The sequence below is a fragment of the Streptomyces sp. NBC_00094 genome (assembly GCF_026343125.1).
Classification (GTDB): Bacteria; Actinomycetota; Actinomycetes; order Streptomycetales; family Streptomycetaceae; genus Streptomyces.
Window position 1 is genome coordinate 3,009,139 of the sequence record NZ_JAPEMB010000001.1, and the last position, 22,189, is coordinate 3,031,327.

Annotated in this window: 21 protein-coding genes and 1 riboswitch; of the genes, 11 read left to right on the forward strand and 10 right to left on the reverse strand. The window is 68.7% G+C overall.

Annotated features, from left to right (window positions below):
* Positions 1–25 precede the first annotated feature (25 nt).
* Positions 26–3,166 (forward strand): DUF3427 domain-containing protein, encoded by a 3,141-nt coding sequence (locus OG580_RS12930; RefSeq protein ID WP_267043821.1) that lies wholly within the window; start codon positions 26–28, stop codon positions 3,164–3,166.
* A 55-nt stretch (positions 3,167–3,221) separates the two neighbouring features.
* Here the strand turns inward: OG580_RS12930 and OG580_RS12935 are convergent, their stop codons facing one another.
* Together OG580_RS12935 and OG580_RS12940 are read right to left on the reverse strand one after the other, a co-directional pair.
* Entirely contained in the window at positions 3,222–3,410 is a 189-nt protein-coding gene (locus OG580_RS12935) for a hypothetical protein (protein WP_267043822.1), read from the reverse strand.
* On the reverse strand, positions 3,407–4,072 hold the full coding sequence (locus OG580_RS12940) for an ATP-binding protein (RefSeq protein ID WP_323182561.1): 666 nt from the start codon (positions 4,070–4,072) through the stop codon (positions 3,407–3,409). Before OG580_RS12940 ends, OG580_RS12935 begins: the two co-directional genes overlap by 4 nt.
* 65 nt (positions 4,073–4,137) lie before the next feature.
* On the opposite strand from OG580_RS12940, the gene OG580_RS12945 reads away from it, so the two are divergent.
* Both OG580_RS12945 and OG580_RS12950 read left to right on the forward strand, forming a co-directional pair.
* Entirely contained in the window at positions 4,138–5,526 is a 1,389-nt protein-coding gene (locus tag OG580_RS12945) for a lipopolysaccharide assembly protein LapB (protein ID WP_267043823.1), read from the forward strand.
* A 59-nt stretch (positions 5,527–5,585) separates the two neighbouring features.
* Positions 5,586–6,071: a TrmO family methyltransferase gene (locus tag OG580_RS12950; RefSeq protein WP_267043824.1), complete on the forward strand. Its 486-nt coding sequence runs from the start codon at positions 5,586–5,588 to the stop codon at positions 6,069–6,071.
* 131 nt (positions 6,072–6,202) lie between these two features.
* On the opposite strand, the gene OG580_RS12955 is transcribed toward OG580_RS12950, so the two are convergent.
* Positions 6,203–7,417 (reverse strand): transposase, encoded by a 1,215-nt coding sequence (locus OG580_RS12955; protein ID WP_267047985.1) that lies wholly within the window; start codon positions 7,415–7,417, stop codon positions 6,203–6,205.
* Between the two features lie 369 nt (positions 7,418–7,786).
* Between OG580_RS12955 and OG580_RS12960 the strand changes: the two genes are divergently transcribed.
* From OG580_RS12960 to OG580_RS12990, 7 genes are all read left to right on the forward strand, one after another.
* Positions 7,787–8,713, forward strand: a complete 927-nt coding sequence (locus OG580_RS12960; RefSeq protein ID WP_267043825.1) for a phosphotransferase — start codon at positions 7,787–7,789, stop codon at positions 8,711–8,713.
* Entirely contained in the window at positions 8,710–9,417 is a 708-nt protein-coding gene (locus OG580_RS12965; RefSeq protein ID WP_267043826.1) for a histidine phosphatase family protein, read from the forward strand. The genes OG580_RS12960 and OG580_RS12965 overlap by 4 nt, the downstream gene beginning before the upstream one ends.
* On the forward strand, positions 9,410–10,702 hold the full coding sequence (gene serS / locus OG580_RS12970; RefSeq protein WP_267043827.1) for a serine--tRNA ligase: 1,293 nt from the start codon (positions 9,410–9,412) through the stop codon (positions 10,700–10,702). Before OG580_RS12965 ends, serS begins: the two co-directional genes overlap by 8 nt.
* 1 nt (position 10,703) lies before the next feature.
* Complete coding sequence (locus OG580_RS12975; RefSeq protein ID WP_267043828.1) at positions 10,704–11,726, forward strand: glycosyltransferase; 1,023 nt, start codon at positions 10,704–10,706, stop codon at positions 11,724–11,726.
* Positions 11,720–12,784: a hypothetical protein gene (locus OG580_RS12980; RefSeq protein WP_267043829.1), complete on the forward strand. Its 1,065-nt coding sequence runs from the start codon at positions 11,720–11,722 to the stop codon at positions 12,782–12,784. Before OG580_RS12975 ends, OG580_RS12980 begins: the two co-directional genes overlap by 7 nt.
* 2 nt (positions 12,785–12,786) lie before the next feature.
* Entirely contained in the window at positions 12,787–13,236 is a 450-nt protein-coding gene (locus tag OG580_RS12985; protein WP_267043830.1) for an NUDIX hydrolase, read from the forward strand.
* Positions 13,237–14,173: 937 nt separating this feature from the next.
* Positions 14,174–14,476, forward strand: coding sequence for a hypothetical protein (locus OG580_RS12990; protein ID WP_267043831.1), 303 nt, complete (start codon positions 14,174–14,176; stop codon positions 14,474–14,476).
* Between the two features lie 188 nt (positions 14,477–14,664).
* On the opposite strand, the gene OG580_RS12995 is transcribed toward OG580_RS12990, so the two are convergent.
* From OG580_RS12995 to OG580_RS13010, 4 genes are read right to left on the reverse strand one after another with little or no spacing between them, the layout of a single operon-like run.
* A complete protein-coding gene (locus tag OG580_RS12995; RefSeq protein ID WP_267043832.1) occupies positions 14,665–15,933 on the reverse strand; it encodes a DUF445 domain-containing protein in 1,269 nt (422 codons plus the stop codon).
* Positions 15,934–15,945: 12 nt separating this feature from the next.
* Complete coding sequence (locus OG580_RS13000; protein ID WP_267043833.1) at positions 15,946–16,926, reverse strand: ATP-binding cassette domain-containing protein; 981 nt, start codon at positions 16,924–16,926, stop codon at positions 15,946–15,948.
* A gap of 6 nt (positions 16,927–16,932) precedes the next feature.
* Positions 16,933–17,709, reverse strand: coding sequence for an ABC transporter permease (locus tag OG580_RS13005; RefSeq protein ID WP_267047986.1), 777 nt, complete (start codon positions 17,707–17,709; stop codon positions 16,933–16,935).
* Positions 17,710–17,755: 46 nt separating this feature from the next.
* Positions 17,756–18,559, reverse strand: coding sequence for an ABC-2 family transporter protein (locus OG580_RS13010; RefSeq protein WP_267047987.1), 804 nt, complete (start codon positions 18,557–18,559; stop codon positions 17,756–17,758).
* A 171-nt stretch (positions 18,560–18,730) separates the two neighbouring features.
* Between OG580_RS13010 and OG580_RS13015 the strand changes: the two genes are divergently transcribed.
* The gene (locus OG580_RS13015; protein ID WP_267043834.1) at positions 18,731–20,893 is read left to right on the forward strand and encodes a transglycosylase domain-containing protein; all 2,163 of its coding nucleotides are present in this window, start codon (positions 18,731–18,733) and stop codon (positions 20,891–20,893) included.
* On the opposite strand, the gene OG580_RS13020 is transcribed toward OG580_RS13015, so the two are convergent.
* The 3 genes from OG580_RS13020 to OG580_RS13030 form a co-directional block, all read right to left on the reverse strand.
* A complete protein-coding gene (locus tag OG580_RS13020) occupies positions 20,887–21,207 on the reverse strand; it encodes a multidrug efflux SMR transporter (protein WP_267043835.1) in 321 nt (106 codons plus the stop codon). The genes OG580_RS13015 and OG580_RS13020 overlap by 7 nt on opposite strands.
* Before the next feature lie 33 nt (positions 21,208–21,240).
* A riboswitch (guanidine-III (ykkC-III) riboswitch) is annotated at positions 21,241–21,301 on the reverse strand.
* 67 nt (positions 21,302–21,368) lie between these two features.
* Positions 21,369–21,707: a co-chaperone GroES gene (locus OG580_RS13025; protein ID WP_267043836.1), complete on the reverse strand. Its 339-nt coding sequence runs from the start codon at positions 21,705–21,707 to the stop codon at positions 21,369–21,371.
* A gap of 46 nt (positions 21,708–21,753) precedes the next feature.
* Positions 21,754–22,074, reverse strand: a complete 321-nt coding sequence (locus OG580_RS13030; RefSeq protein WP_267043837.1) for a DUF3618 domain-containing protein — start codon at positions 22,072–22,074, stop codon at positions 21,754–21,756.
* Positions 22,075–22,189 lie beyond the last annotated feature (115 nt).

Below are 22,189 nucleotides of genomic sequence, written 5' to 3' on the forward strand. Positions count from 1 at the left end.
GAGGTCGATCAGGGAGGGGAAGACGATGAGCGAGCTGTCCGACGCCGGCGAGCCGATCACGGGTCTCTATGAGCAGTTGATGACGCTTCGACTCGAAGAACAGCTCAAGACGCTAACGGGTCGAGGTTGGCATGCGATCGAGGATGCCGTCGGCCCCGAGTCCTCCCCGCGAGTCCTGGCGCAGCACGTGTCCGACACTGTGCGTCGCATCCTCCTCGGTCTACCTCAAGCGGATCGCGTGCATGCGGCGAACCACATCCTCGAATCCATGAACACGATCGAGGGCGCCCGTGAATGGGTCGACCTCATTGCCGAGGGTCCGCGCCAGCTCCTTGCCATAGCGGAAAAGGAAGCCCAGGGCGTCTACCGCATCCGTCCTGCGACCCCCCTGGCAGAGACCGCGCTCATTACCAACGCGCCGGAAGATCCCAGCCTGGGGTTCGAACTGCGAGCGGAGCTCGCGACCGCTGACCAGGTAGACCTCCTCTGCGCCTTTGTGAAATGGCACGGCCTCCGAGTCATAGAACAGTCGTTGGAGGCAGCCCATGCGCGGGGTGTTCCCATACGCGTCATCACGACCACCTACATCGGTGCGACGGAGCGCCAGGCGCTCGACCGCCTGGTTCAGCGCTTCAACGCAGAGGTGAAGGTCAACTACGAGCTCCGCTCGACACGGTTGCATGCGAAGGCGTGGCTCTTCCGACGGAACAGCGGCTACGACACCGCGTACGTCGGTAGCTCCAACCTCTCCAAGGCAGCTCTCCTCGACGGGCTGGAGTGGAACGTTCGACTGTCGTCTGTCGCGACCCCAGACGTCATCCGTAAGTTCGAAGCGACCTTCGATGCCTACTGGAGCGACCCTTCCTTCGAGACATACGACCCCGACCGCGACGCGGCCCGCCTCAGCGAGGCGCTCCAGGTAGCGGGCCAGGGCAAGGGGGCAGCGGCAGATCAGCGGATCACGCTGTCAGGCCTTGAGGTACGGCCGTACCCGCATCAGCGGGACATGCTGGAACGGCTCCAGGTGGAGCGAGAGGTGCACGACCGTCACCGCAATCTTCTCGTGGCAGCGACCGGCACAGGCAAGACGGTCATGGCAGCGCTGGACTACAAGCGCCTTCGGCAGCAGCACGGCCGCGATCTGCGGTTGCTGTTCGTTGCCCACCGGCAGGAGATCCTGCGCCAGTCACTACGCACGTACCAGGACGTGCTCGTGGACGCGAACTTCGGGGAGGAGCTACACAGCGGGATCGCGCCTACAGAGTGGCGGCACGTCTTCGCGAGCGTGCAGTCTCTGAATCCGCAGCGGTTGGAGCAGTTGTCTCCCGACCAGTTCGACATCATCGTCATCGATGAGTTCCACCATGGCGTCTCCGCGACCTACCGGAAGATCATCAACCACTTCCGCCCGCTGGAGTTCTTGGGGCTCACGGCAACCCCAGAGCGCATGGACGGCCGCAACGTCCAGGACGAGTTCTTCGACGGCCGTATCGCAGCGGAGATGCGACTGTGGGAAGCGCTGGAGAACGACCTGCTGAGCCCCTTCCACTACTTCGGGATCACCGACAACACCGACATGAGCGCGGTGAGCTGGAAGCGCGGGGCCTACGACTCATCGGCTCTCAGCGATCTCTTCACGGGCAATAACGCCAGGGCGCGACTCGTCGTTCAGGCCGTCCAAGACAAGGTGGCAAACCCGGGAGCCATGCGCGCTCTTGGGTTCTGTGTCTCCGTAGCCCATGCCACGTTCATGGCAGAATTCTTCCGCCGCGCTGGCCTCAAGGCTGTTGCCCTCTCGGGTGAGACCCCCCAGGACGAGCGGAAGACCGCACTGGCTGCCCTTCGCGCCGGCGACATCCAAGTGATCTTCTCGGTTGACCTCTTCAACGAGGGTCTGGACATCCCGGACGTCGACACCCTCCTCATGCTGCGCCCGACCTCCAGCGCCACGGTCTTCCTCCAGCAGCTGGGCAGGGGCCTGCGCCGCACGGAGAACAAGGCGGTGCTCACCGTGCTGGACTTCATCGGGCAACACCGCAAGGAGTTCCGTTTCGAGGAGCAGTTCCGCGCACTGACGAACCTGACGAGGAACCGCCTGCTCGCGAGCATCGAGAACGGCTTCCCCCAGCTGCCGTCCGGCTGCCAAATCATCCTTGAGTCCAAGGCCAAGGACCTGATCATCGACAACATCCGCAGCCAGATCAGCGTCAACGTCACGCAGCTCGCGCAGGAGGTCAAGCGGTACGGGACGTCACAGCTCGCGGCGTACCTTGAGGAGAGCGGTCGTGAGCTGAAAGAGATCTACCGCGGCAACGGCAACTCCTGGACGCGTCTGCTCCGTCGCTCTGGGCTGCTACCGAAGGACGTACCGGAGGGCGAGGAAGCGCTCCTCAAGCGCATCCCTGCCTTCCACCACTCTGACGACCCTGAGCGAATCGCCGCCTACTCCAAGATCGTCGAGGACGACGCCCCTCGCTACAGCGAGCTGAGCGAGCGCGATCAAGCCTTCGCGCGCATGCTCTACTTCTCACTGTGGCCGCTCAGCGGATTTGCAAGCTACGAAGAGGGCATGGAATCCCTTCGCCCGCAGCAGGACTTCCGAAGCGAACTCCGTCAGGTACTGGCGTACGCCCTAGACCGGCTCGACCACGTCCCGATCCGCCTGACCGGCCCGCTCGCCGGCCTCCCCCTGACGGTCCACGCCTCCTATAGCCGCGAGGAAATCCTCCCTTCCTTGGGGCAAGCCCACGTCAACCGTGACCTCCCTGGGATCTTCCGCGAGGGCGTGAAGTGGTGCCAGAACATCACAACCGATGCTCTGTTCATCACCCTCGAAAAGGATGAGAAGGATTTCTCTCCCCAAACTCGCTATCACGACTACGCATTGAACGAGTTCCGGTTCCACTGGGAGTCCCAGAACCGAACCTCGGATACCTCAGCGACAGGCCGCCGCTACCAGAGCCACAAGGCAGAGGGGTCTCACATCCTCCTCTTCGTCCGCCGCTACAAGAAGACCGACATCGGCGGCCCCCAGCCCTGGATGCTCCTGGGCCCCGCCGAGTACGTCGAACACAAGGGCAGCAAGCCGATGGGGATCACCTGGCAGTTGCACCATGAGATCCCCGCGGACGTGTGGACCTACTCGTCGATCGCCGCCAGCACCTGAGAAGCCACACGGCCACACATGCCTGAAGAGGGGATCGGCGGCCCGCCGATCCCCGTCACTCGCCCCCGCCAGCGGGCTCTGTCACCGTCAGCTTCTCGGGGTCCTCGGCCTCCCAAGTGTCGCCCCCGCCCCAGACATGGCGCAGGACGTAGACAGAGCCCCCTCGGACGTCGGTCACGATGGCCTTCCTGTTGGTGGCCTCGTCGCGTACCTGATCGCCCACCCAAGGCTTCCCGTCCTTCACGCTTCCTCCTCCTTCAATTCGGCCCAGACCTGCTTGCCCCACCGGTACAACTCGGTGCCCCACTCCTCCGCGAGCGTGTCGATCAAGATCAGGCCTCGACCTCGGAGTTGGTCATCCCTGAGGCCCTCCGCTCGGAGGATCGGAATGGTCCTGGAGCGGTCGACCACGCCCACGCGGACCCCTCTCGCGGAGGATCGGGAGACGATCACCCGGATCGATGGGAGCCGGCCGTGGTCGACCGCGTTGGAGACCAGCTCAGTGATCACGAGCGTGGCGTCCTCGGTCAACGCGTCCAGTCCCCAGACAGTCAGCGCCGTTCGGACCAGACGGCGGGCGACTCCCGCGCTCCGCGCCTCGCGCGGAAGGGTCTGTGAGTAGGCGGGGTGACCCGTAGGACGAGACGTGACACCCGCATCTGCGAGGACGCCGATGGGAGGGGGTGCAGGCTGCTCGCGTCCTCGCGTGTCTTTATCGCCACGGCGCTCAGCTGCACCCTGTTCGGGACGCGGAGGGACGGAGGTCGATGTCACGAATGGCGACACCACGGCCGCTTGGCCCCCCTCATCACCCACGTGGCTGAAAGTCACCAGTTGCCCTCCCGTCGTTGCCGGTTGGTGGTTTCGTGTTCTCTCAGCGAACCGTGATTCGCGGTGGGCGGGCATCCCCGTTCGGGCCTCGATGCCGTCAAACCCGTCAAAGATTGTTCTCTTGTGAACAGGGGCGCAGTATGGCGCGCAGGAACGACGAACTGGCTGCGGTGATCGCGGAGACAGGCTGGTCGCAGCCCGTGGTGGCCGCCGCGATGGTTCGGGTCGCGGCGGAGGCCGGAGCCGACGAACTTCTCAGCGTCAAGCGCTCGCACATCGCCATGTGGGTCGCTGGCACTCGGCCCCGAGGTCGAGCAGCCGACATTCTGCGGGAAACTCTGTCTCGGCGGTTGGGACGTCCCCTCACGCTCACCGAGCTCGGCCTCGCGGGGAACGCCTCGGATTCGGGCAGCGGGCCCGACTGGGACACCGACACGCTGACCGCGCTGGTCGACCTGGGGAGAAAAAGCATGGACCGCGAACGTCGCCGACTCCTCACCGGCACCGCCGCCTACTCCGTCGGCGGATTGGTCCTGCCCAGGGATCCATGGTGGGACGAAGCCCCTCAGCGGGCGCGCTCCCGCGCGGTCGGCCCGAACCGCAGAGTCGGCGAGACCGAGGTACGGGCCGTTCGCGAGATGACCGAGTTCTTCGCCCGCCGCGATCAACGGCACGGCGGTGTCGACGGTCGGTCTGCCCTCTACCAGTACATCGTCGACGACGTCGCCCGGTACGTCAGCGGAGTATTCAGTGGCGAGAACTCCCGCCGCGCTCTGTACTCGGCGGCAGCCGAGGCCGTGTACGTGGCCGGCTGGATGAGTTTTGACGCCTCCCAACACGAGCCCGCACGACGCTACTTCATCCTCGCGCTCAAACTGGCCGCCGAAGCCGACGACGCTCCCCTTGCCGGACACATCCTGCGGGCCATGGCCCATCAGGCCATAGACCTGGGACACGCCAGGGCGGCCTTGGACCTCGCAACCGCCTCCATCGAGCGCAAGAGATACGACGACGCCACCCCGCGTGAACGAGCTCTGATCGGTGTCGTACGTGCGCGGGCGCTCGCCGTCGACGGCCAGAAAAGCAGCGCTATCTCCGCGATCCACCAGGCCGAAACCGACCTCGACCAGGCGGCAGCGGGAGACGATGAGCCCCAGCGAGTCTGGTTCTTCCAGGAAGCGTCGCTCGCACATGAAACCGCCCGCACTCTGTGGGCCCTGGGCGACCTTGACGGCGCCTTGCGCCACTTCCGTACCAGCGTTCGGCACCGTAGGACGGACTCCTTCAGCCGAACCCACGCTGTCACGCTCGGCTACATGGGCACCGTCCAGGCTGGACAGGGCAAAATCGAGGCGGCGTGCCAGACCTGGTCCAGGGCCCTGGACGCCATGGAGGGCGTTCAGTCCGGCAGGACCCGGGAAGCGGTCGTCACCATGCGGACGACCCTGTCCCCGTTCCGCAGCCGCGGAATCCCCTCTGTCTCCGAGGTGGACGAGCGAGCCCGGGTCGCACTGCGACGAGTAACCTGACGGCGGCGAAGCCGCCGTACCCCACAAGTAGCGTTGCCAATAAGGAAGAAGGGCTGACTGTGCCTGCCCAGTTCATTGAGGTGCCGGTCATCGCTGACGTCGTCGGAGGCCACACCGGACGGCTCGACGACTTCAAGGGCGGCGTGGAATCGATCATCCGCCTGCGGCCGGAGTTCCCCATGGAGACTCTTCAAGGCATTGAGGAATTCTCCCACCTCCAGGTCACATGGTTCTTCAACCTCGGCTCCCCGGACGATGTCGCGCTGCATGCGCGCAGCCCCCGCGACAACCCCGCCTGGCCGGCAACCGGCACCTTCGTCCACCACAACCATCGACGCCCCGCCCGGCTGGCTACTTCCTTTCCGAGACTGCTCAAGGTCGACGGGCACGACCTGCACGTCGCGGACCTCGACGCCGACGACGGCACTCAGGTCCTCGATCTCGTGGCGGTGTTCCAGGAAATGCTTCCCCGTGGTCCCGTCACTCAGCCGACGTGGCCAGGCGAGATGCTCGCGCACTACTGGAGAGACGCCTCCGAACGCTGAGGCGAGGAACTGGCAGTCGGCAAGCGGCGAAGGCCACTGGACAAGTTCCCGGTGATGACTGACGAGTTGGTCCCTGACGGGATCGTGCTGAGCTGGTGACTCCTCCCCCTCCTGAAGGAGGGGGCTTCTCGCTATGCCTGGTTGGCGTTGCGACGGACCAGCCCGGCCCGTAGGACGTTCAGGGCGCCCACCGTGTCCGCGTGCGCCGTGTGGCCGCAGGACTGGCAGTGGAACTTCTCCTGTGTGGGCCGGTTCTCCTTGGCGGTGTGCCCGCATGCGGGGCACTGCCTGGAGGTGTTGCGGGGGTTCACAGCGATCACTTCCCGTCCGGCGCTTTCAGCCTTGGCGTACAAGATCGTCAGGAACACCCCCCATCCGGCATCGTTGATCGAGCGGTTGAGCCCGGCCTTCGCGGCGGCCCCGTTGGGCAGGAAACTGCCTGGTGTCTCAGGGTCGGGCTTCGGCTTGGGGACCATACTCATGTTGCTGATCTTGAGGTCCTCGTGGGCGATGAAGTCATGCGCGCGGACCAGATCCAAGGCGGTCTTGTGTGCGTGGTCGAGGCGCTGGCGGCGAGCCTTACGGTGCAGGGTGGCGACGCGTTCGACGGCCCGCCGGTGGTTGCCCGTACGCTTGTCACGGCACACACGGGGGAACCTGCTGAGGGCCTGCTGTGCGGTCTCCAGTTTCGCGGCGGCCGTGCGGCCGTGGCGGGGGTTGGGGACGAACTCGCCGTTGGAGCCGGCGAGGAAGTTGGCGATCCCGAGGTCGATACCGACCGCGGACCCGGTCGCGGGCAGCGGCTCGGGGGCCGCCTGCTCGGCAGTCAGGACGACATACCAGTGCTTTCCCTCGCGCTTGACGCTAACGGTCTTTACCTTGCCGATGACCGGCCGGTGCTGGTTGACCTTGACGTGCCCGACGCCTTGGAACCGCACGCGGGTGACGGGGTCGTGCGGGGTGGCATCCCAGCGGCAGCCGTCGCCGTCCTTGGGGAAGTCCACCGTGTCGAACCAGTTCACCCCGCGAAAGCGGGGATACCCCGGCGTGTCGCCGGACTTGATCCGGCGGAAGAACGCGGCGAACGCCTTGTCGAGTCGGCGCAAGGTGGCCTGCTGACTGGAGAACGACCAGCGGCCCTGCCGCTCCGGGTCGAAGGCCCGGATGTCCTTGAGTTGTGCAGACTGCGTCCCGTACTTGATGCTGGTCTTCGACGCGTGCCGGTAGGCGTCGCGGCGTTCCTGCAACGCCCCGTTGTAGAGGGAGCAGTGGTCGCGCAGCATCTCGCCGAGGGCGATCGCCTGGCCCACGGTGGGCCGCATCAGGAACTTGTACGCACGAATCACCCGAACCACCCCCCTCCAACAGCCACAACCACCGTAGAACAGGCCATTGACAGCAATGGCTCTCCTGGCGACAACTCGCCACCCCGGAAACACACCCGGCAAAACCGTTCCTCCCGCTGTCTGCGGGCCGAGCACACCGGACGGATCAACCGGATCGACATGGGACTCGGCGTTCTGGTCCCGCTCCTCCTTCGCAGGATCCTGCGAAGGAGGAGCCACTGACCGTGATCCGGTCAGTACACCGAAGCCCAGAAGCGGCCCGTTTGACCGTCACGACGCCGCGCAGTGAACTCCGCAGCTGCGCGGCTCCGGGCCGGGGATGCGTTTCCCTCCCCGGCTGAAGCCGGGGATACCCACGCGAGATCAAGGATGGAGGAGCGGACGCTCGGCGAGGTCTCCGAGGAATGCCGGCGGCGCCTGGTCACGCACTATGGCCCGGGAATCTCCGGCTGGCTCGACGCCGTGCCCACGCTGATGGAGCGCGCGGCGGAGCGCTGGAAGCTCACGCTCGGGGCGTACCACGACGCCGGACACGCCTCGGTGGTCGTCACGGCCGGAACCTTCGACGGACGTCCGCTGCTCCTCAAGGCGTGGGCCGATCCCACCCGTTTCCGCAACGAGGTCACCGCCTTACGCCTGTGGGCGGGTGGGCCGACGGCGGGCGTCGTCGAGGCGGCGGACGACCTGGCCGTGGCGGCCCTGGAGATGGTCGGAGGCCGGCCCGGTGGTGGTGAGCGACCGCCTCGCGAGCTTCCTACCGTGGCCGCAGCTCTCCAGGGCCTCCACACCTTCGGCCGCCGTCGGCGCCGGCTGCGTGAGCTTCCTTCCCTGACCGCGTACCTCCACCAGGAGGTACGCCCCCGGGTGCGGCGCCGACTGGAATCGGTCGACGTCGGCCCGTGGCAGGGGCATGTGGACGCGGCCCTCCCGTCCCTCGTGGCCCTGGAGAAGGACTCCGCTCGGTCCACCGTCCTGCACGCGGATCTCTACCGCGAGAACGTGCTCTTCGACTGGCTGGGCCACCCCCGCCTGATCGATCCCCTCCCGATGGTGGGCGACGCGGCCTTCGACTGGGCCTTCTGGACCGTGTACTACGACCTCGGACACGGCACAGACGCTCGCTTGGCCGCAGCGGCCCGGGTCTCCCGTATCCCCGTGCCCGTCCTGGCGCCATGGTGCAGGGCCCTGGCCCTGGACGGCCTGCTCTTCTACCTCGACACCGGTGATCCGCGCGCGCCGAGGATGGCCGACATCCTCGCATGGCTGTCGGCGCCGACCCCAAGGAACCGATCATGACGACGTACGTCCTCCGCCACGGACAGACGAACTACAGCCGGCGCTATCTCGTCAACGGCGATCCGACCAAGCCCATCCGCCTGAGCGATGAAGGCCGTCGGTCGCTGAACAAGGGATGGAGCAGCGTCCCCCTCCACAGCGTGAAAACGTGGCTGGCCAGCGAATTCCCCCGCGCCCAGCAGACCGCCAACCTCCTGATGGGGGTCCCCGGGCCGGAACTGATCATCGATCCTCGGCTGAACGAACTCGACTACGGGGAATTCGAGGGAAAACCGTTTCTGGAGTACGCCGTCTGGCTCGACGACCACGGCACCCACGAGCGCCCGCCCGGCGGGAGCGAGTCGCAGCGTGAGGGCATCCGCAGGATGCTCACCGGGGTGCTCGCGGCCCTGGAGCATCCCGGTCCACGCGTCCTGGTGGCCCATGGGCTGCTGGTCTCGGTGCTCCTGTGGCACCGTGACCGGGCTCCCGGCGAGGCCATGCCCCTGTTCTTTCCGGAGGCGCCGTACGTCGAGCCCTTCACGATCCCGGACATGGAGCTGCCGGAATTCATCGCAACGCTGATGAACGATCTTGAAACTGGCGTTCAGGACCGCACCGGCGGCTGGGGGATATTCCGGAACGGGGACGGCTCGGCGGTTGCTACCGTCGATTCCGTATCCCCATCCCACTCGCAGGATCAGAAGGATCTTCCTCATGCATGATGCCCGCGCCCTGATCGACATGGGTGCCGACGCGGTTCGTCGGCTCGCTCGTCGCGGTTACTCCCTGGACCTGTCCGAGCTGGAGTCCCTCCAGTCTCGTCGGAACCAGAACATCCGCTCGGCCGACGAGCTGCGGGCAGAGTCCAAGCGAGTGGCGAGCGAGGTCCAGCAGACGGCCAAGCAGGGCGGCGACATCAGCAAGCTCAAGGAGCGCGCCCGCGAGCTGAAGGACCAGATCCGCGAGATCGAGGCCGGCCAGGAAGGGATCGAGAGCCAGTTGCGCGACCTGCTCCTGAGCATCCCGAACCTGCCGGACGACTCGGCCCCCGACGGCGACTCCGAGGAGTTCGCTGTCGAGATCCGGCGCGTCGGCACTCCTCCCGCTTTCGCGTTCGAGCCGAAGGACCACGTTGATCTCGGCGAGGCCACCGGCCTCCTCGACTTCGGCAGGGCGACCAAGCTGTCCGGGCCGCGCTTCGCGGTCTCGCGCGGCGCCGGCGCCGCCCTGGAGCGGGCGCTGGCCACGCTTTTCCTCGACATCCACACCCGCCGCCACGGATACACCGAGTACGCGGTCCCCTACCTGGTCACCCGCAAGACCATGACCGGTACCGGTCAGCTGCCGAAGTTCGAGGAGGATCTGTTCAAGACCGGCGTCGCCGACCGTGAGCTCTTCCTCATCCCGACGGCCGAGGTCCCGCTGACCAACCTCTACGCCGACGAGATCATCCCGCCGGCCGAGCTGCCGCTGGCTATGACCGCCCACACCCCGTGCTTCCGCTCCGAGGCCGGCTCGTACGGCCGGGACACCCGCGGTCTGATCCGCCAGCACCAGTTCGCCAAGGTCGAGATGGTCAAGATCGTCGACCCGGAGACGGCGGACGCCGAGCTGGAGACGATGGTCGGCCACGCCGAGGCGTGCCTCAAGGAGCTCGGCCTCGCCTACCGGGTCATCAAGCTGCCCGCCGGCGACACGGGCTTCTCCGCCCAGCTCACGTACGACATCGAGGTCTGGATCCCGAGCCAGAGCACGTACCGGGAGATCTCCTCGGTCTCCAACTTCGGCACCTTCCAGGCCCGCCGGGCGAACATCCGGACTCGAGGCGAGGACGGCAAGCCCAAGCTCGTCGCCACCCTCAACGGCTCCGGCCTGCCCGTCGGCCGCACGCTGGCCGCGCTCCTCGAACAGTGCCAGCAGGAGGACGGCTCGCTCGTCCTTCCCGAATCCCTCTTCCCGTACCTCGGCTTCCGCCGTATCTCGGCGGACGGAACACCGGAGGCATAACGTGCTCGTCGGCGTCTGCGATTTCCCTGGTAGCTACGCCTTTCCGCCCGCCGGCTACGGCGGGATCGAACGATGGCTGTGGGCGGTCGCCGTAGGCGCCCGGGCCGCAGGCGCCGACGTACACCTCCTCGGGCCGGGCTGGCTCGCGGACCTGGAGAACGACTGGGTCCGCAAGCCGGTCCGCCTGGAGGACATCACCCCCGGATCGCTCGTCGAGCGCGCCGTCCGCGACACCAAGTACGACCTCCTGGTCGTCGGACACGAGTACCCCTCGCTGCCCGCCTGGACCCGAACCTGGAACGCGCTGGACTGCGACGTCGCCACCTTCCAGCACTCCCCGGTCTTCCAGCACACCACCACCGCCTTCGACGGCAGACGCTCCCGGCTGTACTGCTACTCGCCCGAGATGATCGAGCGGTACGCGGACCACCGGCCGATCCCCGAGCTGGCCGTACACCTCGGGCTTAACGAGGAGGAACCGCCGGCGACCGCTGGACGCGACCTCGTCTGGCTCGGCCGCGTCGACGCCGAGAAGGCCCCTCACCTGGCTGTCCGCGCCGCCCAGATCCTCGGCCGCCGCATCCGTGTCGTCGGCCCGGTCTTCGACCACGACTACGTCCGGAGCCACGCCCGCCTCTTCGACGCGGACCACGTCGAGTGGATCGGCGAACTCGGAGGGCCGGCCAAGACGGCCGCCATCCGCGACGGCTCCGTTTTCGTCTACACCTACGCCCGCACGTACGTGGAAGCCGGCGCCGCCGTCTTCGGCGAGTCCCTCCGCGCCGGCACCCCCATGGCTGCCCTCACCTGGCGCACGGGCACCTGCGCCGAGGCGGCCCTCTGCGACCAGACGGGCGCCATCACCGTCGTCGACCCGGACGAGGACGACGAGACCGCGGCTCAGCGACTCGCGCTCGCCATCGAGCAGGCGGGGACCCTCGACCACCGGCAGGTTCAGGAGATCGGCCAGCAGCGTTTCGACCCCGCCCGGCACTTCCTGGCGATGGCGTCCCGGTCGTGCTGACCCGCGCGACCGGCTCCGTCGGAGACGACCTGGCCCAGCGGATACCTGACGTACTGCGCGCCGCGTTAGGCCCTCACTGGGAGTTCACCGTCGACGGCCCTCACATCGAGATCGCTCACCCGCATCGCGGAACTCCCTACCGACCGCCCCGCAGGCCGCCCACGTGGCGGGAGCTGCTCGACTCCCTGGAGCTCGGCTTCGCGCGGGACGGCGCCCCTCGCGACGTCTGCCTCCCTCTGCGTTGGGGGCGCGAGACCGAGCTGACCATCTCCGCCGTCCAGGCGCTCGACCCGCTCCTCAAAGACGGCCAACTCCGAACCCACCGAAGCGGATTCATCCCTCAACCGGTCGTCCGCTTCACAGGCCACCGAGACGCCGCAGGTGAGCTGAAGGACGGCTTTCTGACCTCCTTCGTCAACATCTCCCGGGTCCAGCCCATACAGAGCATGGACGAGTACGGCGCCATCCTCGACGGCTGGCTCACCGTCCTCTCCCAGATCGGCTTCCACGCCCGCCACCTGAGCATCTACGGCACGCTCACTCCATGGCGCCGACGGCAGGTCGAAGGGATCACACTGCGATTCCGGCACCTCGACCTCACGCTCGGCGACATCGTCCTGCTGTGGAACACCGCCCACCCCCACCGTCTGGCCGTCGACCTCGGCACCGGACTGGAGCGCCTTGCTTGGGCTCGCACACGCGCCGACTGGAGCACGCTCGTCTACGGCCCGTTCAGTGAAGGAGTACCCGCTAGAACTTTGGATGCGGTCCGCACGGCCACCCTCCTCGTCGGAAACGGAATTCTCCCGGCCTCACGCGGAGCTGGTCAGGCAACTCGAAGGGTGATCAGAGCGATCGATGCCCAGGCGGCCCGCCTGGGTGTGAGCGCCCTGGCACGATTCGCGTATCCCTTCTGGGATCTCTTCAGTCCGTTGAGTCTGCCGTGGCCGCAAGTCGTACTAGCTATCGACGGCGAGCTTGCCAGACTGAAGGCCCAGCAAGTCCGTCGAGAACTTCCCACTCATCAGCACGATCTCCTGGCTGTCCTGGAGGAGTAGACGTGACGCAGCAGAACGTGCAGGAGCGACCGGGCGTTGCCGCGGCAATCGTCGTCAGCGGCGGACGCGTGCTCATGGTCCGCCGCCGGGTCAGCGAGGGGAAGCTCTCCTGGCAGTTCCCGGCCGGTGAGGTCGAGCCCGGCGAGGCGCGCGAGGATGCCGCCGTGCGGGAGACCCAGGAGGAGACTGGGCTGACCGTGTCGGCTGTGAAGCTGCTCGGCGAGCGCGTTCACCCGAAGACGGGCCGGCTGATCTCGTACACGGCCTGCGAGGTGGTGGTCGGTACCGCGCATGTCGCGGATGCCGAGGAGCTGGCCGAGCTCGCTTGGGTCGCCCCTGGGGAGATCCCCCAGTACGTGCCTTACGGACTGTTTGAGCCGGTGCAGGACTACCTCGACGCCTGCATGGCCCGCGCTGAGGACCGGGGCAGCGGCCTCCAGCACCACATCTGACTTCGGGTTGGGGCAGCCCCTTCGAGTGGGCCTGCTTCGTGGGCTTCTGGTGGGACCGCCCTCTTTTCGAGAGCCGCTGGGGGCCCGGGCAGTATCCGGGGCCGGAGAGCGCCTGATGGGCCGGTGGGGTGAGGCTCGGCTCGTAGCGGGGGCGAGTGAGTCTCTTCCCTCGGCTCGGGGTGCGCGGCCGTTGAATAGGGCGGTAGGGCGAGGCCTAGCGGCGCACGCCCGCCGGGTGGTGGGGATTCAGGCCCCGCTGGTCAGTCTGGGTGGGGGAAGGGCCCCTCGTCGGAGCGCACTCCGGACGCGGGCCGCCCAGGTGGGCGCCATGTCGGCCTTGCGGCATCCTGCCGGTGCATGACCGGCGGTCGCGCGGCCTCACTCCCGGGCGTGGCGAGACATTCGTGCACTTCGATCACCGAGCGAGGACGAAATGACCGCCTTGCGGCTTTCTCGTCGCTCATTACCCGGAGTAGAGCGGAGTTAGGCATCTCTCCACCCACCCAGGGTGACCAGCCGGGCCTGAATCCCCACCACCCGGCGGCCGTTCGACGCTAAGCGTCGCCCGACTGCCCCATTCAACAACCGCGCACCCCGAACCAACCGAAAGCTCCCGCTCACCCCCGCTACGAGCCGAGCCCCCACCCACCGGCCCGCCAGGCGCCGTCCGACCCCGGATGCTGCCCGGGCCCCCGCGTGGCCACGCCCCCGGCCGCCCTCCGAGTGTGAAAAGGCGGCCTCCGGCGCCGGGTCAAGGGTGGCCGCAGGCCATCGGCGAAGCCGACGCGACCGACGGGAGCGCCCTTGACGCGGTGGTGGAGGCCGCCACACTCGGAAAGAGGGCGGCCCCACCAGAAACAGACCTGTCCCTCAGCCCCGTGCGCCCCTCGATAGGCTCGTATGCGCCGATACCTCACCGACTGAAAGGGCCTCCACCATGCCCCGCATCCCCTCCCCCGCCATAGCAGCCGCCGGGCTCGTCGGTGGATACGCCGTCGCCCGGTGGACCAAGAAGCGGCCGCTCGGTGGGGTCGTACTTGCCGGGGCCGGGGCTCTTGCCGCTCGGGAGTGGCAGCAGGCCGGTGGGGGCAAGGTGGCCGCCGGGCTCGCCACCGCCTACGTCGCCGCCTTCGCCGGGTCCCATCCGCTCGCCAAGAAGATCGGGGCCTGGCCCGCGGTGTTCTCCGTGGCCGGGGGCATGGCCGCCGCCTCCTGGGCCGTCACCCGCGACAAGGCCTGACGGCCCGGCCGTCAGCAGCGGCCAGGGCTGGGGCGGCGGGCCGTCACCCGCGACGAGGTCTCACGGCCCGGGCAAGGCCTGACGCCCAGGCCGTCAGCCCGGGGCCGAAGCGGCGGGCCCGGGCCCTCCCTGGAGCATCCCCGGGCCGAGCCCCGGGCCCCCCGGGCCGAGCCCCGGCTCCCCGCCCCTCACCCCCCCAGCGCATGGCTGAAGGTGTAGATCAGCAGGCCCGCCAGCGCGCCCACCACCGTGCCGTTGATGCGGATGAACTGGAGGTCGCGGCCGATGTTGGCCTCGATCTTCTTCGAGGTCTGGGTGGCGTCCCAGCCGGCGACCGTGTCCGTGATCAGGGACGTGATCTCGCCGCGGTACGTCGTGACCACGTACGCCGCCGCGTCCTCCGCCCAGCCCTCGACCTTCGACTGGAGGCGGGCGTCCGTCGACAGGCGCTTGCCCAGCGAGATCAGTGAGGCGCGGGCGCGCAGGCGGAGTTGGCTGCGGTCGTCATCGGCCGCCGCGATGATGAGGGTACGGATCGAGGACCAGGCCGAGGCGATGATGTCCTGGACCTCCGGGCGGGCCAGCAGGTCCGCCTTCAGGCGTTCGATGCGGGCCCTCGTGTCCGTGTCCGCCTGCAGGTCGGCCGCGAAGTCGGTGAGGAAGCGGTCGATCGCGCCGCGCGCCGGGTGGCCCGGCATGTCCCGCATCTCCGTCACGAAGCGGAGGAGCTCCTTGTAGACGCGCTCGCCGATGCGCTTGTCCACGAAACGGGGGGTCCAGCCCGGGGCCCCGCCCTGCACCGCGTCCATCACCGAGTCGCCGTGGGTGACCAGCCAGTCGTGGGCGCGGGTACACACCAGGTCGACCGCCCGGTGGTGGGCGCCGTCGGCGACGATCTTCTCCAGGGTCTTGCCGAGGCCCGGGGCGATCTCCGCCGACTCCGCCCGGCGCGTGATGGCCTCGCCCACGACCGCCTGGACGTCCGAGTCCCGGAGGACCGTCAGCGCCCCCCGCAGCGCCGTCGACGCCTCCGCCGTGACCCGGTCCGCGTGGGCCGGGTCCGCCAGCCACGCCCCCAGCCGGCCGCCGATGCCGAAGGCCTGCAGCCTGCCCCGTACGACATCCGCCGACAGGAAGTTCTCGCCCACGAACTGGCCCAGCGACGCGCCCAGCTGGTCCTTCTTCGTCGGGATGATCGCCGTGTGGGGGATGGGGAGTCCCAGCGGGCGGCGGAAGAGCGCCGTCACCGCGAACCAGTCGGCGAGCGCGCCCACCATGCCCGCCTCCGCCGCCGCCGCGACATAGCCCGTCCAGGGCCCCCAGCCCGCGTTCCGCGCCCAGGTCGCCAAGGCGTAGATCACCGCCACGGCGAGCAGCAGCGCCGTCGCCAGCGACTTCATGCGGCGGACGCCTCTGCTCTTCTCCTCGTCCGCCGCCGTGTACGAAAAACTCACCATGGGCCTGACCTCCTACATCAGGGACTCCCGGCGCTCTCTCCGAGTTCCCCCGTACATCTTCGCGATCACCGTCTCGATGTCGGGTTCCCGCACCGAGAGGTCGACGAGGGGGTACTTCGCCGCCACCGACGCCACCAGCGGGGCCGCCGAGGTCGTGGCCGGGAAGGCCAGCCATTGACGGGGGCCCTCCGACCGTACGAAGCGGGCTCCCGGCACGTCGGTGATCGGCGGCAGCTCGCGCTCCAGGTCCACCATCAGGAGCCGTTCGCTCTCGCCCACCGCGTGCAGGCCGGCCAACTCCCCGTCGTACATCAGGCGACCGTGGTCGATGACCATCACCCGTGAGCACAGCTGCTCGATGTCCGTGAGGTCGTGGGTGGTCAGAAGGACCGTCGTGCCCTGTGTGGTGTTCAGGTCGCTCAGGAACTCCCTCACCCTCGCCTTCGACACGACGTCCAGGCCGATCGTCGGCTCGTCCAGGTACAGCACCTCCGGGTCGTGGAGCAGCGCCGCCGCGATGTCGCCGCGCATCCGCTGCCCGAGGGACAGCTGCCGTACCGGTACGTCGAGCAGCTCGCCCAGCTCCAGGAGCTCCACACAGCGGTCGAGGTTCTCCCGGTAGCGGGCGTCGGGGATGCGGTACATCCGGTGCATCAGCCGGTACGAGTCCTTCAGCGGCAGGTCCCACCAGAGCGTCGTCCGCTGGCCGAAGACCACTCCTATCCGTTGCGCCAGGCGGGTGCGCTCACGCGAAGGATCGATGCCCGCGACCCTCAGCCGGCCGCCGCTGGGCGTGAGGATGCCGGTCAGCATCTTGATCGTCGTCGACTTCCCCGCGCCGTTGGGGCCGATGTAGCCGACCATCTCCCCGCGCTCGACGGTGAAGCTGATGCCGTCGACCGCCCGGACCTCCCTCCTCTCGCGGCGCAGGAGGCCCGCTCTCCGGCGGACCGTGAAGACCTTCTCCAGTGACTCCAGCTCGATGAAGGGCATGGTCGTTCAGCTTCCTGTCGATCGGTACGAACGGATTCCGGCCCGCCACGCGAGACCCGCCACCCCACAGCAGACCGCCGCCACCAGCGGCGAAGCGAACACCGCCCACTCCGGCACCCCCGCCGGAGCCGGCCGGTCGAGCACGTACAGCGCGGGCAGCCAGTTCACGAACGCCAGCGGTACGACGTACACGACCCCCCGCACCAGCTCCTGCGCGAAGATCGTCGGCGGGTACCCGAGCAGGGTGTTCCCGCCGTACGTGAACGAATTGGTCACCTCCGCCGCGTCCTGCACCCAGAACAGGGCCGACGCGCCCAGCACCATCACCGCCGCGAAGATCACCGCCCCGCAGACCAGCATCACCGGCAGGAGCACCACCTTCACCGGCGTCCACGCCACGTCCAGCAGGACCAGCGCCCACACCAGCACCAGCAGCCCCTGCGCCACCCGTCCGAACCGGCGCAGCGCGAACTTGTCCGCCGCGACCTGCGCGAGCAGCGGCGCCGGACGCATCAGGAACATGTCGAGCGAACCGTCCCTGACCCGCTTCCCCATCCGCTGGACCGAACCCATCGTCAGGTCCGCGATGCCGAAGGACGTGCCGGCCGTCCCGTACAGCAGCGCGACCTCCGCGAAGGAGAAGCCGCCCAGACCCTTCACCTGACCGAACATCAGCAGGATCACGACGAAGTCGAAGAGCGTCACGCAGAAGCTCGTGACGAGCGTCAGCGCGAACGACGAGCGGTACGTCATCGTCGACCGGATCCACATCCCGGCCACCATCCGGTACGTACGCCAGGACTCCCCCAGCACCCCGGAGCCGACGGTCTCAGCCACCCTGCACCACCACCTTCCGCGTCGCCGCCGCCTGCGCCACCCGGCCCGCCCCGAACAGCACCAGCGCCCAGCACCCCTGGAAGGCGTACGCCCCCGCCAGCGCCCCGGCGTCCTCGTACCTCCCCAGGTAGACATCGGCCGGCACCTGGAGCATCGACGCCCACGGCAGCACCCGCGCCACCTCGCCCAGCGCGCCCGGGAAGACGTTCAGCGGAAGCAGCATCCCCGAGAAGAACAGGCCGCCCAGCCAGGCCACCTGCAGCACACCCTGGCCGTCGAGCAGCCAGAACGCGCTCATCGCCACCAGGTACCAGATCGCGAAACTGACGACCGAACCCAGCACCACCGCCACCAGGAACGCGAGCCACGCCCCCGGCCCCGACGGCAGCGTGAAGTCGAAGACGAGCGCGCCCACCGCCATCGGGACGACCCCGCGGCCCAGCAACTGGTAGGCGGCGCGGCCCAGATTGGCCGAGAACCACCAGGTCTGGAGGTCGGCAGGACGGTAGAGGTCGACCGCGATGTCCCCGGTCCTGATCCGCTCGATCAGCTCGTCCTCGAAGCCACCGCCCATCAGCCCGCAGACGGTGATCAGCGCCTGCCCGATCCACACATAGGCGAGGGCGTCCTCCATGGAGTAGCCGCCGAGCTGCGGCCTTTCCGCCCAGAGCGCGATGTACGTGTACGACAGGATGAAGCCGAAGACGGTGTTGGTGAACACCCCCGCCGCCGTCGCCACCCGATACGTGGCATGGCGCCGGAAGCCACCCGCGGCCACCGTCGCGTACAGCCGCAGCATGCCGCTCCCCCTCCCCCGGCACCCAAAGCACCGGAAAAACGCCGAAGCGCCGAAAAACGCCGAAGCGCACGACCCTAGCGACCCCCGCATCCGCACCGCGACCCGATTTCCCGTCACGTTCGGGTCGCATTCAGGAGTTTCGCCACCTTCCGGGCAATATGAGGTGCCATGCCCCCTTCCTCCGGTACGAGCGACACCCCCCGGCCATCCCGACCGGGCTGGGAGCCGAGGGACCCCACCCTCTCCGCTCCACCCCCCACCGCGCCGAAGCGCCCCCGAGGCCTCCGACGCGTCCTGCGGATCCTGCTCGGCCTCACCCTGCTCGGCGCACTGCTCCTCGCCGGCGCCTTCACCGCCGGCTACCTCCTGGTGGACATCCCGCCCGCCAACGCCGCCGCCGTCGCCCAGTCGAACGTCTACCTCTACAGCGACGGCAGCCCCATCGCCCGCGACGGCGAGATCAACCGCGAGAACGTCCGGCTCGACCAGGTCCCCCTCGGCGTCCGCCAGGCCGTCCTCGCCGCCGAGGACCGCGACTTCCACACCTCACCGGTCGTCGACCCCAAGGCCATGGTCCGCGCCGCCTGGAACACCGTCACCGGCAAGGGCCGCCAGTCCGGCTCCACCATCACCCAGCAGTACGTCAAGAACTACTACCTCGGCCAGGAGCAGACCCTCACCCGCAAGGCCAAGGAGTTCTTCATCGCGATCAAACTGGGCCGCGAGAAGACCAAGGAGGACATCCTCCAGGGCTACCTGAACACCAGCTACTTCGGCCGGAACGCGTACGGGATCCAAGCCGCCGCCCGCGCCTACTACGGCAAGGACGTCGAACAGCTCGACACCACCGAGGGCGCCTACCTCGCCGCCCTCCTCAAAGCCCCCAGCGCCTACGACGTCACCACCCACCCCGAGAACCGGGACAAGGCCGTCGCCCGCTGGAACTACGTCCTCGACGGCATGGTCACCGAAGGCTGGCTCGCCCACGCCGAACGCACCACGGCCCGCTTCCCCCTCCCCCAGACCGCCCGCCCCGCCACCGGCCTCTCCGGACAGCGCGGCTACCTCGTCCAAGCCGTCGAGGCCTACCTGACCGACCACGGCGTCCTCGACGAGAAGACCCTCGCCGGCGGCGGCTACCGCATCACGACCACCCTGGAGCGCGCCCGCCAGGACACCCTCGTCCAGGCCGTCGAGGACCGCGTCATCTCCCGGCTCGACCCGGCACGCGCCCCCTCCGACCGCTACGTCCGCGTCGGCGCGGCCGCCGTCGACACGGCGACCGGCAAGGTCGTCGCCATGTACGGCGGCATCGACTACACCCAGCAGTACGTCAACAACGCCACCCGCCGCGACTACCAGGTCGGCTCCACCTTCAAGCCCTTCGTCTTCACGGCCGCCGTACAGAGCGGGGCCCACACCCAACAGGGCCTGCCCATCACCCCCTACACCCTCTACGACGGCACCAACCGGCGCCCGGTCGAGGGATGGAACGGCAACCCCTACGACCCCGCCAACGAAGACGACGCGAGCTACGGCGACATCGCCGTCGGCGCCGCCACCGACCTCTCGGTCAACACCGTGTACGCCCAGATGGCCGTCGACGTCGGCCCCGCACACGTACGACGGACCGCGATCGCCCTCGGCGTCCCCGGCTCCACCCCCGACCTCACCGCCTCCCCCTCCATCGCCCTCGGCCCGGCCACCGCCAGCGTCCTCGACATGGCCTCGGCATACGCGACGCTCGCCGCACACGGCCGCCACGGCACCTACACCCTCGTCGAGGGCGTCACGAAGGGCGGCCGACCGGTCGACCTGCCGTCCCGCCCGGCCCGGCAGGCCGTCACACGAGAGGCCGCCGACACGACCACGGCGATCCTGCGGAGCGTCGTCGAAGCCGGTACGGGCACGGCCGCGCAGGCCGCCGGACGACCGGCGGCGGGCAAGACGGGCACGGCGGAGGACGACAAGGCCGCCTGGTTCGCGGGCTACACACCGGAACTCGCGACCGTGGTCGCACTGATGGGCCAGGACCCCGAGTCCGGGCACCAGGAACCCCTGTACGGAGCACTCGGACTGCCCCGGATCAACGGCGGCGGCGCCCCCGCCGAGATCTGGGCCCAGTTCACCCGGGAGGCACTGGCGGGAACGCCCCCGCGCGACTTCGACCTCCGGCTGATGCCGGGGGCCGAGGAACTGCCACCCGTACCGCCGATGCCGGACGGCCCGGACGACGAGGAGGAGTCCGCCGTGACCGGCGAGGCGGGGCCGGGGGCCGTGGTGTCCCGCAGCCCCCTGCCCCGACCCCGTACACCCGTCCGGGGTCAGTGACCGGAGGTCGCCTTCAGACCCACGACGGCGACCAGCAGCAGACAGACGAAGAAGATCCGGGCGGCGGTCGCCGGCTCACCCAGCACCACCATGCCGAGCACCGCCGCACCGGCCGCACCGATACCGACCCACACGCCGTACGCCGTACCGATCGGCAGCGTCTTCGCGGCATGCGAGAGCAGCAGCATGGAAGCGACGATCCCGGCGCCGGTGAGCACGCTCGGCCACAGCCGCGTGAAGCCGTCGGTGTACTTCATACCGATCGACCAGCCGACTTCGAGCAGACCCGCGACCACGAGAAGAACCCAGGCCATGACGACGACACCTCCGCGAGACGGAACAACAGGAGTGCGTCGTCTTGTCGTCATCCCGGTACGGCGCGTCTCGTCGGGTGTCCCCAGACTAGCAAAAAACACGCAAAGGCCCTGGTGACGACGGTCACCAGGGCCGGGCGGCGCATGCGCCCACAGGTCTCCTACAGGTACAGGCCGGTCGAATCCGACGTGCCCTGGAAACGGTCCGCGGCCACCGCGTGCAGGTCGCGCTCCCGCATCAGTACGTACGCGGTGCCCCGCACCTCGACCTCGGCGCGGTCCTCGGGGTCGTACAGCACCCGGTCGCCGATCTCCACGGTCCGGACGTTCTGACCGACCGCGACCACCTCGGCCCAGGACAGCCGACGACCGACGGCGGCGGTCGCCGGGATCAGGATGCCGCCACCCGAGCGCCGCTCACCCTCGGGAGAGTCCGTACGGACCAGGACCCGGTCGTGGAGCATCCGGATGGGCAGCTTGTCGTGCGTGTTCTCGCTCACGGTCCGAACCTACCTGCCCGGGCGTGTCGCCCGTGGCGGGGAGGGGTCATCCCTTGCCCTTGCGCGCGGACGCGGCGATCAGCCCGACCACCGCGACGGCCACGAGCGCCGCCGGAACGACGCGCTCCAGGCGGGGTGCGCCGTCCTCGTGGGTGAACCGGGCCTTCACGTCCGAGACGACCCGGTTGACGGCGACGAAGGCGCGGCCGGCGGTCTGGTCGACCGTCGAGGCGACCTTTGCCTTGGCGTCCCCGATGATCGTCTTCGGGTGCACCCGAATGCCGATCTCGTCGAGAGTGACGGCGAGCTGCTCGCGCCGGCGGACGATGTCCGCCTCGATCTGCGCAGGGGTCCTGGCGTCCGACACCGCGCTGCCTCCGTAGTCGTGTATCCGGTCGTTGACGGACAGTCTGTCAGCTCCACCGCCGATGGGCCGCGCCCGACCCCCTTCAACCGACCCCCATTAGGCTCTGAACGCGTAC

Bases quoted from the DNA above. Each gene is read 5' to 3' on its own strand.
- OG580_RS12945 (WP_267043823.1), top strand. From the start codon at position 4,138: ATGGCGCGCAGGAACGACGAACTGGCTGCGGTGATCGCGGAGACAGGC.
- OG580_RS12990 (WP_267043831.1), top strand. From the start codon at position 14,174: ATGCCCCGCATCCCCTCCCCCGCCATAGCAGCCGCCGGGCTCGTCGGT.
- OG580_RS13000 (WP_267043833.1), bottom strand. From the start codon at position 16,926: ATGCCCTTCATCGAGCTGGAGTCACTGGAGAAGGTCTTCACGGTCCGC.
- OG580_RS12940 (WP_323182561.1), bottom strand. From the start codon at position 4,072: ATGCCCGCCCACCGCGAATCACGGTTCGCTGAGAGAACACGAAACCAC.
- OG580_RS13020 (WP_267043835.1), bottom strand. From the start codon at position 21,207: ATGGCCTGGGTTCTTCTCGTGGTCGCGGGTCTGCTCGAAGTCGGCTGG.
- OG580_RS12995 (WP_267043832.1), bottom strand. From the start codon at position 15,933: ATGGTGAGTTTTTCGTACACGGCGGCGGACGAGGAGAAGAGCAGAGGC.
- OG580_RS12960 (WP_267043825.1), top strand. From the start codon at position 7,787: ATGGAGGAGCGGACGCTCGGCGAGGTCTCCGAGGAATGCCGGCGGCGC.
- OG580_RS13015 (WP_267043834.1), top strand. From the start codon at position 18,731: ATGCCCCCTTCCTCCGGTACGAGCGACACCCCCCGGCCATCCCGACCG.
- OG580_RS12965 (WP_267043826.1), top strand. From the start codon at position 8,710: ATGACGACGTACGTCCTCCGCCACGGACAGACGAACTACAGCCGGCGC.
- serS (WP_267043827.1), top strand. From the start codon at position 9,410: ATGCATGATGCCCGCGCCCTGATCGACATGGGTGCCGACGCGGTTCGT.
- OG580_RS12930 (WP_267043821.1), top strand. From the start codon at position 26: ATGAGCGAGCTGTCCGACGCCGGCGAGCCGATCACGGGTCTCTATGAG.
- OG580_RS13005 (WP_267047986.1), bottom strand. From the start codon at position 17,709: ATGGTGGCCGGGATGTGGATCCGGTCGACGATGACGTACCGCTCGTCG.